This window comes from Variovorax paradoxus B4, from assembly GCF_000463015.1.
Lineage (GTDB): Bacteria > Pseudomonadota > Gammaproteobacteria > Burkholderiales > Burkholderiaceae_C > Variovorax > Variovorax paradoxus_E.
Map to the genome: position 1 here is coordinate 4,732,777 of NC_022247.1, position 14,686 is coordinate 4,747,462.

24 protein-coding genes and 1 tRNA gene are annotated in these 14,686 nt (G+C 62.1%); 16 read left to right on the forward strand and 9 right to left on the reverse strand.

Annotated features, from left to right (window positions below):
• The first annotated feature begins 72 nt into the window (after positions 1-72).
• Complete coding sequence (locus tag VAPA_RS22075) at positions 73-381, forward strand: hypothetical protein (RefSeq protein WP_021008989.1); 309 nt, start codon at positions 73-75, stop codon at positions 379-381.
• A 112-nt stretch (positions 382-493) separates the two neighbouring features.
• On the opposite strand, the gene VAPA_RS33995 is transcribed toward VAPA_RS22075, so the two are convergent.
• Complete coding sequence (locus VAPA_RS33995; RefSeq protein ID WP_329604087.1) at positions 494-757, reverse strand: transcriptional regulator; 264 nt, start codon at positions 755-757, stop codon at positions 494-496.
• A 94-nt stretch (positions 758-851) separates the two neighbouring features.
• On the opposite strand from VAPA_RS33995, the gene VAPA_RS34000 reads away from it, so the two are divergent.
• The 12 genes from VAPA_RS34000 to VAPA_RS22125 all read left to right on the forward strand — a co-directional run bounded on the left by VAPA_RS34000 (position 852) and on the right by VAPA_RS22125 (position 5,072).
• Positions 852-1,502 carry a LexA family transcriptional regulator gene (locus VAPA_RS34000; RefSeq protein ID WP_021008991.1) on the forward strand — a complete coding sequence of 217 codons (651 nt, stop codon included), beginning with the start codon at positions 852-854 and terminating at the stop codon, positions 1,500-1,502.
• 119 nt (positions 1,503-1,621) lie between these two features.
• Positions 1,622-1,876, forward strand: coding sequence for a hypothetical protein (locus VAPA_RS22085; RefSeq protein WP_021008992.1), 255 nt, complete (start codon positions 1,622-1,624; stop codon positions 1,874-1,876).
• Positions 1,877-1,880: 4 nt separating this feature from the next.
• Positions 1,881-2,231: a hypothetical protein gene (locus tag VAPA_RS22090; protein ID WP_021008993.1), complete on the forward strand. Its 351-nt coding sequence runs from the start codon at positions 1,881-1,883 to the stop codon at positions 2,229-2,231.
• Positions 2,228-2,422 (forward strand): hypothetical protein, encoded by a 195-nt coding sequence (locus VAPA_RS22095; protein WP_041946194.1) that lies wholly within the window; start codon positions 2,228-2,230, stop codon positions 2,420-2,422. The genes VAPA_RS22090 and VAPA_RS22095 overlap by 4 nt, the downstream gene beginning before the upstream one ends.
• Entirely contained in the window at positions 2,419-2,925 is a 507-nt protein-coding gene (locus VAPA_RS22100; RefSeq protein WP_041946195.1) for a hypothetical protein, read from the forward strand. The genes VAPA_RS22095 and VAPA_RS22100 overlap by 4 nt, the downstream gene beginning before the upstream one ends.
• Complete coding sequence (locus VAPA_RS22105; protein ID WP_021008995.1) at positions 2,922-3,194, forward strand: hypothetical protein; 273 nt, start codon at positions 2,922-2,924, stop codon at positions 3,192-3,194. Before VAPA_RS22100 ends, VAPA_RS22105 begins: the two co-directional genes overlap by 4 nt.
• Positions 3,195-3,242: 48 nt before the next feature.
• On the forward strand, positions 3,243-3,365 hold the full coding sequence (locus tag VAPA_RS35430) for a hypothetical protein (RefSeq protein ID WP_268977777.1): 123 nt from the start codon (positions 3,243-3,245) through the stop codon (positions 3,363-3,365).
• A complete protein-coding gene (locus VAPA_RS34550; RefSeq protein WP_021008997.1) occupies positions 3,362-3,529 on the forward strand; it encodes a hypothetical protein in 168 nt (55 codons plus the stop codon). The genes VAPA_RS35430 and VAPA_RS34550 overlap by 4 nt, the downstream gene beginning before the upstream one ends.
• Positions 3,526-3,867 (forward strand): hypothetical protein, encoded by a 342-nt coding sequence (locus VAPA_RS22110; RefSeq protein ID WP_021008998.1) that lies wholly within the window; start codon positions 3,526-3,528, stop codon positions 3,865-3,867. Before VAPA_RS34550 ends, VAPA_RS22110 begins: the two co-directional genes overlap by 4 nt.
• 31 nt (positions 3,868-3,898) lie before the next feature.
• Positions 3,899-4,096 (forward strand): hypothetical protein, encoded by a 198-nt coding sequence (locus VAPA_RS22115; RefSeq protein ID WP_021008999.1) that lies wholly within the window; start codon positions 3,899-3,901, stop codon positions 4,094-4,096.
• On the forward strand, positions 4,093-4,809 hold the full coding sequence (locus tag VAPA_RS33625; RefSeq protein ID WP_021009000.1) for an HD domain-containing protein: 717 nt from the start codon (positions 4,093-4,095) through the stop codon (positions 4,807-4,809). Before VAPA_RS22115 ends, VAPA_RS33625 begins: the two co-directional genes overlap by 4 nt.
• Positions 4,806-5,072: a helix-turn-helix transcriptional regulator gene (locus VAPA_RS22125; RefSeq protein ID WP_230558911.1), complete on the forward strand. Its 267-nt coding sequence runs from the start codon at positions 4,806-4,808 to the stop codon at positions 5,070-5,072. Before VAPA_RS33625 ends, VAPA_RS22125 begins: the two co-directional genes overlap by 4 nt.
• On the opposite strand, the gene VAPA_RS34005 is transcribed toward VAPA_RS22125, so the two are convergent.
• The 8 genes from VAPA_RS34005 to VAPA_RS22160 all read right to left on the reverse strand — a co-directional run bounded on the left by VAPA_RS34005 (position 5,069) and on the right by VAPA_RS22160 (position 12,816).
• Positions 5,069-6,709 carry a GIY-YIG nuclease family protein gene (locus VAPA_RS34005; RefSeq protein WP_080666821.1) on the reverse strand — a complete coding sequence of 547 codons (1,641 nt, stop codon included), beginning with the start codon at positions 6,707-6,709 and terminating at the stop codon, positions 5,069-5,071. The genes VAPA_RS22125 and VAPA_RS34005 overlap by 4 nt on opposite strands.
• 93 nt (positions 6,710-6,802) lie before the next feature.
• Complete coding sequence (locus tag VAPA_RS22130) at positions 6,803-7,951, reverse strand: tyrosine-type recombinase/integrase (protein WP_021009003.1); 1,149 nt, start codon at positions 7,949-7,951, stop codon at positions 6,803-6,805.
• A gap of 159 nt (positions 7,952-8,110) precedes the next feature.
• A tRNA-Ser gene (locus VAPA_RS22135) sits at positions 8,111-8,198 on the reverse strand.
• Between the two features lie 32 nt (positions 8,199-8,230).
• The gene (gene hemW / locus VAPA_RS22140; RefSeq protein ID WP_021009004.1) at positions 8,231-9,490 is read right to left on the reverse strand and encodes a radical SAM family heme chaperone HemW; all 1,260 of its coding nucleotides are present in this window, start codon (positions 9,488-9,490) and stop codon (positions 8,231-8,233) included.
• Between the two features lie 3 nt (positions 9,491-9,493).
• On the reverse strand, positions 9,494-10,093 hold the full coding sequence (locus VAPA_RS22145) for a non-canonical purine NTP pyrophosphatase (protein WP_021009005.1): 600 nt from the start codon (positions 10,091-10,093) through the stop codon (positions 9,494-9,496).
• A 9-nt stretch (positions 10,094-10,102) separates the two neighbouring features.
• Entirely contained in the window at positions 10,103-10,834 is a 732-nt protein-coding gene (rph, locus tag VAPA_RS22150) for a ribonuclease PH (RefSeq protein ID WP_021009006.1), read from the reverse strand.
• A 63-nt stretch (positions 10,835-10,897) separates the two neighbouring features.
• On the reverse strand, positions 10,898-11,812 hold the full coding sequence (locus tag VAPA_RS22155; protein WP_021009007.1) for a PP2C family protein-serine/threonine phosphatase: 915 nt from the start codon (positions 11,810-11,812) through the stop codon (positions 10,898-10,900).
• Positions 11,809-12,816 carry a serine/threonine protein kinase gene (locus VAPA_RS22160; RefSeq protein ID WP_021009008.1) on the reverse strand — a complete coding sequence of 336 codons (1,008 nt, stop codon included), beginning with the start codon at positions 12,814-12,816 and terminating at the stop codon, positions 11,809-11,811. The genes VAPA_RS22155 and VAPA_RS22160 overlap by 4 nt, the downstream gene beginning before the upstream one ends.
• A gap of 91 nt (positions 12,817-12,907) precedes the next feature.
• On the opposite strand from VAPA_RS22160, the gene VAPA_RS22165 reads away from it, so the two are divergent.
• The 3 genes from VAPA_RS22165 to rpoZ are packed head-to-tail and all read left to right on the forward strand — an operon-like array spanning position 12,908 to position 14,685.
• Entirely contained in the window at positions 12,908-13,822 is a 915-nt protein-coding gene (locus VAPA_RS22165; RefSeq protein ID WP_021009009.1) for a YicC/YloC family endoribonuclease, read from the forward strand.
• A gap of 8 nt (positions 13,823-13,830) precedes the next feature.
• Positions 13,831-14,451: a guanylate kinase gene (gene gmk / locus VAPA_RS22170; protein ID WP_021009010.1), complete on the forward strand. Its 621-nt coding sequence runs from the start codon at positions 13,831-13,833 to the stop codon at positions 14,449-14,451.
• Positions 14,452-14,481: 30 nt separating this feature from the next.
• The gene (gene rpoZ / locus VAPA_RS22175; RefSeq protein ID WP_021009011.1) at positions 14,482-14,685 is read left to right on the forward strand and encodes a DNA-directed RNA polymerase subunit omega; all 204 of its coding nucleotides are present in this window, start codon (positions 14,482-14,484) and stop codon (positions 14,683-14,685) included.
• Position 14,686: the final 1 nt, after the last annotated feature.

Consider the following 14,686-nt stretch of genomic DNA (forward strand, 5'->3'; position numbering starts at 1 on the left):
ACTCCCCTTCGCCCCGCTGGCATTGGACGAGTACGACTTTCTCAACCCTGACCGACAGAGGCGGCATTGCACATGGCAACGAACTCATGGCCCGAGATCCTTTCGACGTGCGATGAAATTGAACAGTTGCTCGACGGGGCCGCACCGGTCGCAGATTCGGCGCGCCTCAACCGGATCACCTTCTTGTGCGGACACTTGGGCACCGACTCCTACATCCGGCAGAAGGCGAATCGCTTGGCATCTCGCGCCGCGATCTATTTCAGTGCTCGACGCCATGCCAGTGAGCAAGGAGGCGCCGCCGGCGTCATGCAGGAGATGCGCTATCGGTTGCTCTCGTCCATTCGAGAACAAGCCGACTGGCTCGCACGCAGTCAGAGTTAGCTCGGGCTGCCTTTTAGCACCGTCGAAAAAGCACTCGACTTCGTCGGCCACAACGGACGACATCAGCGCCGAGTGCAGTGAGCGGCGCGAAGCGTCGTGGGAGCCGTGCACCTTATTCATAGGCGCCCTCCCCGCCAGCCGCCCGCAACACGCCCCACGCGACATCAGGCCGCAAGTCTTCGCAGCGTACGGCGCGTCCGGTTTCTCGCTCGATCTCGGGGCAGCGCTCAGCGGGCACACGACGCTCTCGGCTTTTCCACTGACCTACAGCCGCAGGAGTGACCCCGAGACGATGCGCCAATGCGGTGGCAGAGCCAACGACCGCGATGGCACGCTCGATAGGAGGGAACGGGGTGGCGGTTTCCATATCCGCCATCTTAAAGCGTCGCTTTACTTAAAGTCAATCGCTGCTTGTTGCCGTAGTGTCAACTCGCCGGGAAACTATAGCAATGCTTAAGGATAAAGCGACCATGACACCGGCCCAGCAAACGCTCGCGTCCAATTTCACTCGCGCCCTAGCTGAATCCGGCGTTGCGCCGAAGGCAATAGCCGAAGCTCGCGGCATCACAGAGCAAGCCGTAAGTAACTGGAAACGTACCGGCAAGATCGCTCGCGAACACTTGCCCACGATTGCCCAGTTGACAGGCTGGTCAGTGGAAAGACTGCTTGGAGGCGCGCATGATGATCCGCAGCCAGAGTTCGCTGGGATGGCAAAGATCGCTCGCCGCGTGCCCGTGGTGGGCACAGCCAAAATGGGTGACAACGGCTACTTCGAAGACTTCTCATGGGTGCCTGGCGCAGGCGACGGGCACATCGAAATCCAGACCCAAGACCCAAACGCTTACTGCCTCCGCGTGAGGGGTATGAGCATGCACCCGGCAATTCGAGACGGTTGGTACGTACTGATCGAACCGAACGGACAGCCGAGAGAAGGCGAGTACGTGCTGCTGAAGCTTCGCGACGGCAAGAAGATGGTTAAGGAGTTGCTGTTTCGCCGCCCCGGCTCAATCCAAGTTATGTCGGTGAACGGGGAAGAACGATTCACAGTTGATCTTGAAGACCTCGAAGACATGCAACCTGTTGGTGCGGTCGTCTCACCGAGCAAATGGAGCCCTGACTAAGGTTCAACTGTCCCCTTGGGCGCCGGCCAGTGCCGGCAGTGCCGCTTTATTTTAAAGCTACGCTTGACGAATAAAGCAAAGCGATGCTTTAATTTGTCCATCTCAACACGGAGATGGACATGGATCTCACTGGACACAAGCACCCCCCACGGGCGACACATCGCCTCTCTCAGATCTCAGCCACCAAGGCTGACAACGAGCGTCGCTATCGCTGCAGCTACACGCCGCGCGACGCCCTCGGCCACCTGAATCCTTCGGACACCGGCGCGGCCCCCTTCGTGCAATTCCGCGCGGCCAATGCGACCGCAGCGCTCGACATCGCCCGCCGCATCACCGGATGTCCGGTGATCGAAGCGACTCGCATCGAGGGTTGACCCCGTGGCCCGCGCTCAAATCAATCACGCCACCGACAGCCGCGCCGCATCGCGCCACGCGGCCACCAGTTCGGCGCGCGTGGACATCTGGATTCGCACCATCGGCCGCCGCCGCCAGGCGTTCTATCGCTGCAGCGCCGCAGGCGTCGCGAACTGGCAAGCCATGGGCGTGCCACTCGCCAATAAGGCACTGAAGCTCGGCAGCATCAGCTTGCCCGGCATTTCTGACGCGACCGTCACCGCCTACATGGAGGACGCACCCGCACATCCGATGGCGGCCGAGTTCGGCGACCGCGCACGCGCGCTCAACAGCGAAATCGACTCGCTCAACCTCTCGGCGCGGGGTGCGGCATGACCGCGGCATTCAAAGCGAGCCCTCTCAGCATCGCCGAGACGAAGGCGAACTTGGCGGCAGCGCAAGCAGCCGCAGCCATCGCGCAGGCCATCGCTGCCTACCAAGCAGCCGGCTATGGCTCTCTCGTGACTCAGCCGCTCCATGAGGCTCTGGCGCACGTCAATCACTCGATCCGCGAGGTGAAGTCGTGAGCGCGTCGAATGAAGAAATCGGCGCGCTCCTGCGGAGGGCTGACGCCCTCAAAGACCAAGACGGCGCCTCGGAATCGGTGCGAGCGTTTTGGCGCGGCTACGCCAAGGGCCTGCGCGATTTGCTTTCGGGCGGCGGTAAGAAGGCAGCGGCGAAGGACTCAGCCGCCCAACACTGCGCGAGCATGCGCCAAAGTGCAAACGCCGCTCTGCCCATAGACGGCCATCGTCTCGCCGCTGCGGACATGCCTGAGTTCGTGACCGCCGAGGACGTAGAGATCGCCGATTACCTCATCGTCGATTTCAAGGTCAACGCTGTCCAACAGCTCGAACACGACGAGTTGATCGCTCTCGTCCCGCACGACAAACAGGCCGTTCCTGCGGTTGATGTCCACAATGTTTCCGCGTGCCATGAGTCCTCCGGAGTTGTCGCGGAGAGTATGGCGCAAGGGCATACCGCCGCGGCCGAGCCTGAGAGCGTGAAGGGCACCGGAGGCGCCGCGTGACGTTCCTCTTCCGCTGCCCCGAATGCCGCACGCGCCGCCGCGATCACGGCCTGTTCTCGCAGCACCTGCGCGCGACCGGCCACCGGCTGTGCCGGTGCGGCGGCTACCACTACGAGCACCGCCCAGGTTCGCCATTCTGCGAGCGCAATCCCATGAGCGCGGCCCTGCTCGCGAGCCGTTACGGCGCCTCTGACGAAGAGGTGACCGACATCGCGCTCGAAATCGTTCTGACCACGCGCAGGCGCACTGCCCTGCACTGCCCGTTCTGAAAGGCCGGCATGCGCTCGACCTCATTCCAAGAAACCGGCGTTGGCCTCATGAGGACATCGCCCGTCAAGCCCATCCCGGGCTTCCTCGCGACCGCTGCCGCGCTGGCGGTCTTCATCGTCCTGCCCATCGCGCTTGCCGCGATGTGTGTCTACGGCTGGAGCACACCATGATCGTGATCGTTTCCCCTCGCCCGCGGCGCCCCAAGCAGCCGCAACAAACCGGCCCCATCGGTGGCCTCACCGACAGCCGCTTTCAGTACACGCCGAGCGTCGCCACCGACATCCGCAAGACTTTCAAGCGCATCCGTGCCGAGCAGCGAGGTGCGCAGGCATGACGACCACGACCACCGGCGTTTTCTTCGTCGGCAAGGACCGCCCAGGACGCCCCGCCGTCAGCGAACACACGTCTAACGCGGGCGAGTTCGTTCTGAAGATGCGAGTCGTCGACAACCAAGGGCCGCGCGCCGTCGAGGTGTACGTCGTGCGCTGGATCGGTCCCTCTGCCGCTGCGTGGCGTGCGCAGCACCGCAACCTCAAAGCCGGCGATGCGCTGCGCCTTGAACTCACGAACCCGCGTTCGATGCCAGGCGCTCAAGCGCCGGAAATCCATGCCGCCATTAAGACGTGCGAGCCGCTGCCCGCACGCGCCCCAGCAATCGCCCAGGCCGCATAGCGCGGCAGGCATCACTTACCCAAAGAACACCATGCCCTTTTCTGTTACCCCGCTCGCGACCATCGAGCGCGAAGCCAAGGCCGCAGCCGAACGCGGCGAAACGCCGAATGAAGCTTGCCGATATCCCTTCGATGACCCGGCCGGACAGGCGTTCGTCCGGATCTACAACGAGCACCGTGACGCCTTGCGCGTCCGCGCATCGCAGCACACGTCGGAGCGCAGCGTATGACGTGGATGCTCACCAGCACAGGCGCCGAATACCATCTCACTGGCCCCGCCGCGCTTGCCGCAAGCGGCCGTCCCGTGGACATCCGCGACGTGTCCCACCACCTCGCCATCGTGAACCAGTTCAACGGCGCCACCACGCGCCCGTACAGCGTCGCCGAGCACAGCCTGCTGTGCTGCGACATCGCGCGGCACGCCGGTGCTTCGGTGTTCGTGCAGATGGCCGCGCTGATGCATGACGCACACGAGGCATACACCAATGACCTCATCAGTCCGGCGAAGCTCGCCGTGAACAGCTTCAGCATGGGCGCCGGTGGCATCGCCGCGTGGGCACTCTTCGAGGCCGAGCATGCGAAGACCGTTCGCGAGCACTTCAAGCTGCTTTCGGTGTTCGCCAGCCACAAGACATTGCTGCGCTCCATCGACTCGCAGGCGCTCGCCACGGCGCGGCGCGACCTGACTCCGTTTGACCCAGCACGGCATCTGCCGTGGGCCGTATTGGGCGACAACACCACGCAGCCAATGGCACCCGCGGACTGGATTCGCCTCGACACGCCCGAGCGCGAAGCAGCTACGTGGAAAGACTGGCGCGAGCAGTTCCGCAATCGCTTTCTCGAGTTGCAGGTGCAGCGCACCCTCGCCGGATTGGCGGCGACCAACGCTGACAGCACCGCTCGTCATTCACTGAACTTGGCCACGAACAAGGAAACCTCATGAGCCCACCCGAATTCATCGCAACGAAGCCTTTCCCCGCGGGGTGCACCCCGCGCATTCCAACCTCAATCAAGAACCAGGAAACTCAAATGAACGAAAAACTTCTCGTCCCAGCGGCAGAGGCTGCAAAGATGCTGTCCATGGGCCGGTCCACCTTCTGGAACAAGGTGAAGCTTAAGCAGCTCCCCCAGCCGGTGAAGATTGCGGGCATCACGCGGTGGCGCGTCTCAGATTTGCGAGGATTCGTGAACGTGGTTTCTAGTTAAGTACCGCCTGGTCTGCAGGGTTCCACATCGCCCTCAAGGCTTGAAATCACCTTGTCGATCACTTTAAAAATCGTGCGATACGGCGCCTTAAAAAATTCCCGACTTGGATTGAATCTGTACGACGCCAGTTCTTCGTGAATCAGTCTTTCGGCTTGCACGCAGTCACCAGTCGCCCATTCTTCTACGACAAGAAAATGGTCGGGGGAGCTTGTACTTCTCGACAATTCCCCCGAACGTTCATCTGACGTACGGCGTGTTAGCCCGACTTTGAACACATCTTTAAGATGCGCCGCGGAGCGCATAACGTATATAAATCCCGGGTTGGAGCCAGGAATTTCACCCCCTCCGCGAGAAGCGAAAACAGTTGAATTCGTGGGTGAATCCTCCACCCATGACTGAACCTGACTAACCCAGGTTCTGCCATGGATCGGCCGACCCACTTTGTCTCTCCCCTCTACATCGATCGGCAACTTCCGCCAGTAACCGCTTTTTTCAACCTTGTATTCGGGTGCATTAAAAATCGTCCGGTCCGGGGAACGGGTTGGAGGTGCTCGCAGCAGTCGAACATCTCTGTAGGTAATCCAATGTTTCGGATTTACACGCTCAAAAACCTTCTTGTTTTTGAGATGCGATCGATACTCCCTGAAGGAGGTAGGGTGGCGCTCAATTTCGATATCATCGTTATGAGCTTCGAAGAAGGTAGGGAGGAGCAAACAGGTTTTGCACAGCTCAAATAGCGTCCCATAATCTTTCATGGCGCTCGCTGATTGCTCGAACTGCTTCTTTATTTTCTCGGAAAAGAATTCGCCTTTTTCGTCAAGAAATGCAGACACATCGTCCGTCTTTCCTGTGTAAGTTGTTCCGCAGTCATGGAACACATATTGCGCATCGACGGTCTTTGTCTCAAGATCGAACCGCAGAAGGACGACAGTTTTCCATAGATCAGGATCCTCGACTAAGGGCTCGGCGCGCGCTATTAGATCTTCATCAGGGGCAATATGCGCCCGATGTGGGAGGGCCTCAGTGGACTCCCAGAGTTTATGAATATTCTTCGTTTCATCTTCGAGATTGCATTTTTGCCCTGCAACAAGCAATGCTGTGACTTCTTTTTCGACTCTAATCAGCGAAATTGAAGAAAACCCAAATTCCTCACTGCCTTCACTCCGAAACAACAGGCCAGAAGGCTTATCAATCGAATTATATGAATGAGCCTTCCCCTCCGGCAATATTCTCTGAATATCCAAAGGAAATTGATCCGAAGCGCCACTCGTTACCCAATCGATGAAATGTTGGAACGAGAACAGATGATCACACTCATCCCTCAGTTCAAATGTTCCTGATTTCGGAAGAAATTTATTAAATGCCTCCACTACATTGAAGGAACTCGGCATGTCGCGCAAAGAGCCGTGAAATACCCGGTTGTTATACTCTGCGTTGTATTCTCTCAATTGCCTGTCCGCAGACAGGCCAGCACCGTTTTCATTCTGAACGATGACTAACGCAGTTGCCCCTTCGAATATTTCCTTGAGCAACTTTTGGTGCTTTGGATTATCTTTATTTTCCTCAATAAAGGCATCAAGTCCTTTTCTGCGTTCCGACCCCTTGGGAGGCAGAGTCCAGAATCCAATTTCTGCCATGCGATCCTGGTGTGATGCCAAGTTTTGCTCCACGTAGTATTTTTGAGATATTACGTTACAGCGAGCCTCCGAGCGATGCAGATTCGTGGAAAACTAGGAGTCAGCGGGAGTCAACTGCGCCCTCTCCAACCAATCGGACCACCATTGCATCAGCTCGCGGCGCTGTGCAAGGTAATCCGCACGGTTGTACGCAGCGCGAACGGCATTCGTTTCCTTGTGCGCAAGCTGCCGCTCTATCACATCGTGTGAGAATCCCGAACGCTCATTTAGCACAGTCGAAGCCAATGCGCGGAAACCGTGCGCTGTCATGCGCCCCCTGTAGCCCAGACGATACAAGGCAAACAGAAAGGTGTTTTCCGAAAGCGGGTGCCCAGGGTGAATTGGCGAATCGAGCACGAGCGAGCCGTCGCCACTCATCTTCCGCAGAGTCGCAAGAATGGCTTGTGCCTGCCGCGACAATGGCACAACATGAGGAATGCGCATCTTCATGCGCACTTCAGGTACCACCCAAATCGCCCCTTGCTCCTTCAACTCCCCCCAAAGCATGCCGCGCAGCTCGCCCACGCGTACGAACGTATGCGCCAGGAGCTGTAAGCCGAGCCGAGTCACCGAGTCTTCGTAACTATCGATCGCGCGCATCAACTCGCCAGCCTCTTCCGCCGGGATGCTCGCCATCGGCTTCTTGGTCTTGCGAGCAGTGAGCACACGCGTCAACCCGGCCGCACCGTGCTGTTGAAGCAAACCCGTGTCCTGCGCGAAGTCGAAGACTGCCGAGATGCGGCTCGCAACGCGATGCCCGGTTTCGATCTTTCCGCCGGCTTGCGCAGCCCGCACCACCGCGACCAACTCCGACCGCGGAATGGCGTCGATGGGCCGGAAGCCAAGCAGCGGAAACGCGTACCGCTCTAGCGTGTTCTGCACCTGAATTTGATGCTTGCCATTGGCAAGGGTCGGCAGCTTTGCCTTGAGCCAGTCGCGCGCTACCGTCTCAAAGGTCGGCGCCGCTGCTGCGGCCGGCGGCCCCTCACGAGCCGCTGCGTGCTCTTTCCGCGCTTCAGCCAGGCTCACCCCAGGGTAGAGGCCATAGGTCTTGGTTTTCTGCTTTCCGTCGGCGGTGTAGTTGGCTCGCCAACTCTTTGCGCCGGTGGGCGAAACGAACAGATAGAGGCCATGCGCATCGGCCAGCTTGTAGGCCCTTTCGCGCGGTTTGGCGGCGTCAACAGCTTTAACAGTGAGGGTCATGGTATCGGCTAGAAAATACCATGACTGATGCCATGTTTGGAGCTTGGCTAGGGGCAGTCTGCGACAGCCCCCATTAGATCAAAAAGGATGCCGCTCCCAATGAAAAAGTCCCGTCGCATGAACTGCGCGGGACTTCAAGAAACTGCCAAAGATGGATTCTGGCGGAGAGTGTGAGATTCGAACTCACGGACGCTTTCACGTCGGCAGTTTTCAAGACTGCTGGTTTAAACCACTCACCCAACTCTCCGGAACCGTCGATTTTATGCTGACGCCGGCCCGTCACTCCTCGGGCAGGAAGAGCGACTGCAGATCGCTCAGAAAGTCCAGCCCGCGCTCGGTGGGCCACACGCGGTGCAGGTCGCGCGCGATGAGGCCCTTGCGCTCGGCTTCCTCCAGCCCCTTTTGAATGCTGGTCATGGCAAGCCCCGTGCGCTCGCTGAACTGGGGCAGCGTGAAGCCTTCCTTCAGGCGCAGCGCATTGAGCATGAACTCGAACGGCAGGTCGGCCAGCGCCACTTCGTCGCTTTGCGCCACGGCGGCGCCGGCGCGGGCGTTGTTCATGTACAGGCGCGGTTCGCGGAACCGCACCTGGCGCACGATGCGGTGCGCGAAGCTCAGCTTGCTGTGCGCGCCGGCGCCGATGCCCAGGTAGTCGCCGAATTGCCAGTAGTTGAGGTTGTGCGCACAGGTGTGGCCGCTGCGTGCATAGGCCGAAACCTCGTAGCGCGACATGCCGCTGGCGGCGGTTCGTTCGGTGATGCGGTCGAGCATGGCGTAGGCCAGGTCGTCTTCGGGCAAGGCCGGCGGAAACTTGGCGAACCAGGTGTTGGGCTCGATGGTGAGGTGGTACACCGAGATGTGCGGCGGCGCCAGCGCCAGCGCCTGGGTCAGGTCGGCGTCCAGCCCCTCGAGCGTCTGGCCCGGCAGCGCATACATCAGGTCGAGGTTGAAGGTGTCGAATGCACTCGCGGCTTCTTCCATGGCGGCGATGGCCTGGGCACGGTCGTGCACGCGGCCCAGCGCCTTCAGGTGTTCGTCATTGAAGCTCTGCACGCCCACCGAAAGCCGCGTGACGCCCGCGGCACGGTAGGCGCGGAAGCGGTTGCGCTCGAAGGTGCCGGGGTTGGCTTCGAGCGTGATCTCGGACTCGGGCGCCAGCTTGAGGCGGGCGCGCACATCACCGAGCAGGCGATCGATGGCCTGCGGCGAAAAAAGGCTCGGCGTTCCGCCGCCGATGAAGATGGTGTGAACGGTGCGGCCCCAGATGAGCGGCAGTGCGGCGTCCAGGTCGGCAATGAGCGCGTCGAGGTACGCCGCCTCGGGAATGCCTTCGGCCTCGGCCTCGCTGGTGGCGCGCCACTCGTGCGAGTTGAAGTCGCAGTAAGGACACTTGCGCAGGCACCAGGGCAGATGGATGTAGAGCGACAACGGCGGCAACGCCGCCAGTTGCAGCGGGCCGGGCCGCATCCAGTGCAGCACGTCGTTGGCCTGCGGTGCGCCGGTGGGCTGCGCGGGCTGGATGGGAACGACGGAGGCCATCGCTCAGAACCAGCGTTCGCGCATCAGGGCCAGCATGGCCTTGGCCGCCTGGCCCCGGTGGCTGTTGGCGTTTTTCACCTCGGGCGGCAGCTGGGCAAAGGTCTTGCCGAAGCTGGGCAGGTACATGACGGGATCGAAGCCGAAGCCGTTGTCGCCGATGGGCGCCTTCGCAATTTCGCCGACCACGCGCCCGACCGCGATGAGGGGCTCGGGGTCGTCGTGCCCGCGCAGCGCGACCAGCGTGCTGACGAGCGCGGCGCGCCGGTTGACCACGCCGTCGAGCTGCTCGAGCAGGGCCTTGACGTTGTTGGCGTCGCCCTTGGCATAGCCGAACTGCATGGCATAGAACGCGGTGTCCACGCCCGGCAGGCCGCCAAAGGCATCGACGCAAAGCCCCGCGTCGTCGGCAATGGCCGGCAGGCCGGTTGCGGCGCAGGCATGGCGCGCCTTGGCCAGCGCGTTTTCGACGAAAGTGCGAAACGGCTCTTCGGCCTCGCCCACGCCCAATGCCGATTGCGGCACGAGCGTCACGGCCAGCTCCGCAAACAGCAGCTGGAGTTCGGCAAGCTTGCCGGCGTTGTTGGAGGCCAGAACCAGTTTCATCGCCATCAGTTACTTCGCAAGCAGGGACTGCTGCTGCAGCACGATCAGTTCGCCGATGCCCTTTTCGGCCAGGCCGAGCAGGAGGTTCATCTCGTCGCGCGAGAACGCCGCGCCCTCGGCGGTACCCTGCACTTCGACGAAATGGCCGGCGCCGGTCATCACGACGTTCATGTCGGTATCGCAGGCGGAGTCCTCGGTGTATTCCAGGTCGAGCAGCGGGGTGCCGCCGACGATGCCGACCGAAATGGCCGCCACATGGCTCCTGATGGGCGTCGCGGCCAGCGTGCCGGCGGCGAGCAGCTTGTTGACGGCGTCTTGCGCGGCGACGAATGCGCCGGTGATGGCGGCGGTGCGGGTGCCGCCATCGGCCTGCAGCACGTCGCAGTCGAGATGGATCGTGCGCTCACCCAGCGCGGCCAGGTCGAACACGGCGCGCATCGAGCGGCCGATGAGGCGCTGGATTTCCTGCGTGCGGCCGCTTTGCTTGCCGCGGGCGGCTTCGCGGTCGCTGCGCGTGTGGGTGGCGCGCGGCAGCATGCCGTATTCGGCCGTGACCCAGCCTTCACCACTGCCGCGCTTGTGCGGCGGCACGCGCTCTTCGACCGAGGCGGTGCACAGCACGCGCGTCTGGCCGAATTCGATGAGCACCGAACCTTCCGCGTGAATGGTGAAGCCGCGGGTGATGCGCACCGGGCGCAGCTGGTCGGCGGCGCGGCCGCCGCTTCGTGTGAAAGCAGTCATTTTCTTGTGAGGGGTATGTGGAACAAAAGCGGGATAGCCCCGCAAGACTAAGCAGCCCGGGTATCAGATTTTCTTTGCAGCAGAGCGGCGAATGGCTTCGTTGATTTCGGCAATCGAGCGCTCGATGGCGTCTTCGTCGAGTTCATCGAGGGCGTCGAGCTCGCCGTCCGAAGGCATGCCGGCCTGGATGGTGGAGGCGAAGACGCCGTCGTCGATGGTCTCGGTGGAAACGCCGCGGTCGTCGCCCGCCGCGTCGGGCATTTCCCATTCGAGGGCGATGAGCGTCACGTTGTCGCTGTGCGCGCCGCCCTTGCGAAGCGCCATTTCGGCCAGGTCCGGCGCGGCATCGGACACCGGCTTGTCGGAAGACAGCGTGTGCACGATGACGGCGTCATCGAGCACGCCCCAGACGCCATCCGAACACAGCATGATGCGGTCGCCGCGCTGCAGCTGCAGCGGGGCCGAAATATCGAACAGCGGCGTGGTCGGCGAGCCCAGGCAAGTGAGCAGCAGGTTGCGGTTGACCGGCATGTCCGCACCATGCGGACGCGGTCGCTCGGCATGCGAATGGTCGCGCGTGCGGGTCAGCAGGCGGCCGTCGCGCACCACGTAAAGGCGCGAGTCTCCGCAATGCATCCAGGTGGCCGTGGTGCCCTGGAGCAGGGCTGCGACGACGGTGGTGCGCGGCGTGTCGAGCATGGCCTTGTGGCTCGCATACCGCATGATCTGCTGGTGCGCCGCCATGGCCGATTCGGCCAGGAAGGCCTTGGCGTCCTTGACGGTGGGGCGCGCTTCGCGTTGGTAGAGGGCCGCAATGGTCTGCAGCGCCAACTGGGCAGCAACCTCGCCCTCGGGATGGCCGCCCATGCCGTCGGCCAGCACGAAAAGGCCCGACTCCCGCGTGTAGCAGTAGCCCATGCGGTCTTCGTTTTTGAGACGGCCGCCCTTGCGGCTGACCTGGAATACCGAGAATTTCATGCCGGACGCGTGGTAGGTGCCGCCGCCTTGGGCAGGGCCTTCTTGTCGAAGGAGCGGATGTTGTCGAAGGAAAGCCGTACCTTTTCGCCGACGGTGAGCTTGGTATAGCGCCGCTCGCCTTCGCGGCTCAGTTCCTTTTGCAACGCAAAGACCGATTGCGGGCGGGAGAGCGGATCGAGCGACATGCACCATTCGACCACCTCGATGAGGTTGTCGGAGTACACGCCGCGCAGGCGCGACAGCGACAGGCTGAGGCGGTCTTTCTCGATGCGGCGCGGGGCGTCGTTGGGCGGATAGCCCTGCATGCAGGCGTAGATGCAGGCGCCGATGGCGTAGATGTCGGTCCAGGGGCCCATCGACGAGTCGCGCCGGTACATCTCGGGGGCGGCGAAGCCGGGGGTGTACATCGGGCGGATGAAGATGCCCTCCTTGCTGAGCACTTCGCGCGCGGCGCCAAAGTCGATCAGCACCGCGCGGTCTTCGTCGGTGACGAAGATGTTGGCGGGCTTGATGTCCAGGTGCAGCATCTTGTACTGGTGCACGATGCGAAGGCCGCGCAGGATTTCATCGAAAAGCGACCGGATGGTCGATTCCCGGAAGACTTTCGGCCTTTTCAGGTCGCGCGCGGTCACCACGAAATCCTGCAGGGTGGCGCCCTCCAGGTAGTTCATGACCATATAGACGGTTTCGTTCTCGCGAAAAAAGTTGAGAACGCTGACCACCGAGGCATGCGAAATCTGCGCGAGCGAGCGCCCTTCCTCGAAAAAGCTCTTGAGGCCGAGCCGGTAGAGGGAGAGCTTTTCGGGCGCAACTTCGGGCGTCAGTTCACCCGGCCCGCGCGTTGCCAGCGATGATGGCAGGTATTCCTTGATGGCAACCTGCTGTCCGCTGGGGTCTATGGCGAGGTAGACAACGCCAAACCCGCCTGCGGAAAGCCGGCGAACGATGCGGTAACCGCCAATGACCGTATCGGGCAGCAGGGGCGAAGGCTTGACCTTTGACATAATCCGGGAGTTTCGCCCGAAGGCGATGGTGCGGCAAGCGAACGCCATGCCGACGCCTCGGTGCATGCAAGCAAAACCACAGTGAGGCGCAATGCCAGTTTACAGCATGACCGGCTATGCCAGTGGCCAGAACGGCCCCGTCGGCAGCCACTCCGAAGCCGAAGCACGGCCTGCCGCCGCGGGCCGACTCGGGGTCGAAATCCGCTCGGTCAACAGCCGCTTCCTCGACCTCACCTTCAAATTGCCGGAGGAACTGCGTCAGCATGAAACCGCGCTGCGCGAGCTGCTCACGGGCAAGCTCAAGCGCGGCAAGGTCGAGGTGCGGGCCGCCATCGAGAACACCGCCCAGGCGGGCGTCGTCGAGCCCTCCGTCAAGCTGCTGCAGCGGCTCAACGGCGTGCAGGATGGCATCAAGGCCTGGCTGCCCGGCGCCCGCGAATTGAGCGTGGCCGACGTGCTGCGGCTCGCCGGCGGCGACAGCGCCATGCGCGGCGACTGGGGCAGCGACCTGCTCGAGGTGGCCGGCAAGGCGCTGGATGCGCTGATGTCGGCCCGCCAGCGCGAAGGCGCGCGGCTCGCCAAGATGCTGGAGGCCCACTTGGCCCAGTTGCGCACCCTGGTCGAACAGGCCGGCCCGCTGATTCCGCAGCTGGTCGAGCAGCAGCGCGCTCGTTTCCTGGAGCGCTGGCAGGAAGCCATGGGCCTGACCGGCGGCACGCTGCCCGAGGCGGCCCAGGACCGGGCGCTGACCGAGGCAACCGCTTTCGCGATCCGCATCGACGTGGCGGAAGAGCTCACGCGCCTCAATTCGCACCTCGACGAGATCGAGCGGCTGCTCAAGAAGGGCGGCGAAATCGGCAAGCGGCTGGACTTCCTGATCCAGGAGCTGCATCGCGAGGCCAATACACTGGGCTCCAAGTCGGCGGCGCTGGACCTCACCCGCATCGGCGTGGACATGAAGGTGCTGATCGAGCAGATGCGCGAACAGGTACAGAACATCGAATGAGCGAGCGAATGGACTATCCGGGCAACATCTTTGTCGTGGCGGCACCGAGCGGTGCCGGCAAATCGAGCCTGGTCAAGGCGCTCATGGAGCTGGATACGGCCGTCCAGCCTTCGGTTTCCCACACCACCCGGCCACCCCGCGGGCAGGAAAAGCACGGCCGGGAGTACTTCTTTACCTCGCCCTCCGAATTCGACGCCATGATCGCGGCGGACGGCTTCGTGGAGTGGGCCCATGTGCATGGACACCGGTACGGCACCTCCAAGAAAGCCATCGAGGAGCGGATTGCCCAGGGGGCCGACGTCATCCTGGAAATCGACTTCCAGGGCGCCATCCAGATCCGCCAGACCTTTGCCAACGCGGTCATGATCTTCATCCTGCCGCCCAGCTGGGAAGAATTGCGCTCCCGGCTGGAGCGGCGCGGCGAAGACAGCGCCGCCGTCATCGAGCTGCGCCTCAAGAATGCCGCCGAAGAAATGGCCCGGGCGGGGGAATTCGACTTCGTTATAATCAACGAGTTATTTGAGCGCGCGCTTTTCGATCTCAAGGCGATCGTCCACGCTCAGCGGCTTCGGTATTCTGCACAGCGCCGCGCACGTGCCGACACATTCGCCGCCCTGAACATCCCCTGATTTCCTGCTCACTGACCGAAAGATTCCATCATGGCCCGCATCACCGTCGAAGATTGCCTGCTTCAGATCCCCAACCGCTTCCAGCTGGTTCTGGCCGCCACCTACCGTGCGCGCATGCTGAGCCAGGGCCACGCGCCCAAGATCGAAAGCAAGAACAAGCCTGCCGTGACCGCCCTGCGCGAGATCGCCGAAGGCAAGATCGGCATTGAAATGCTCAAGAAGGTGCCGGGCTGAT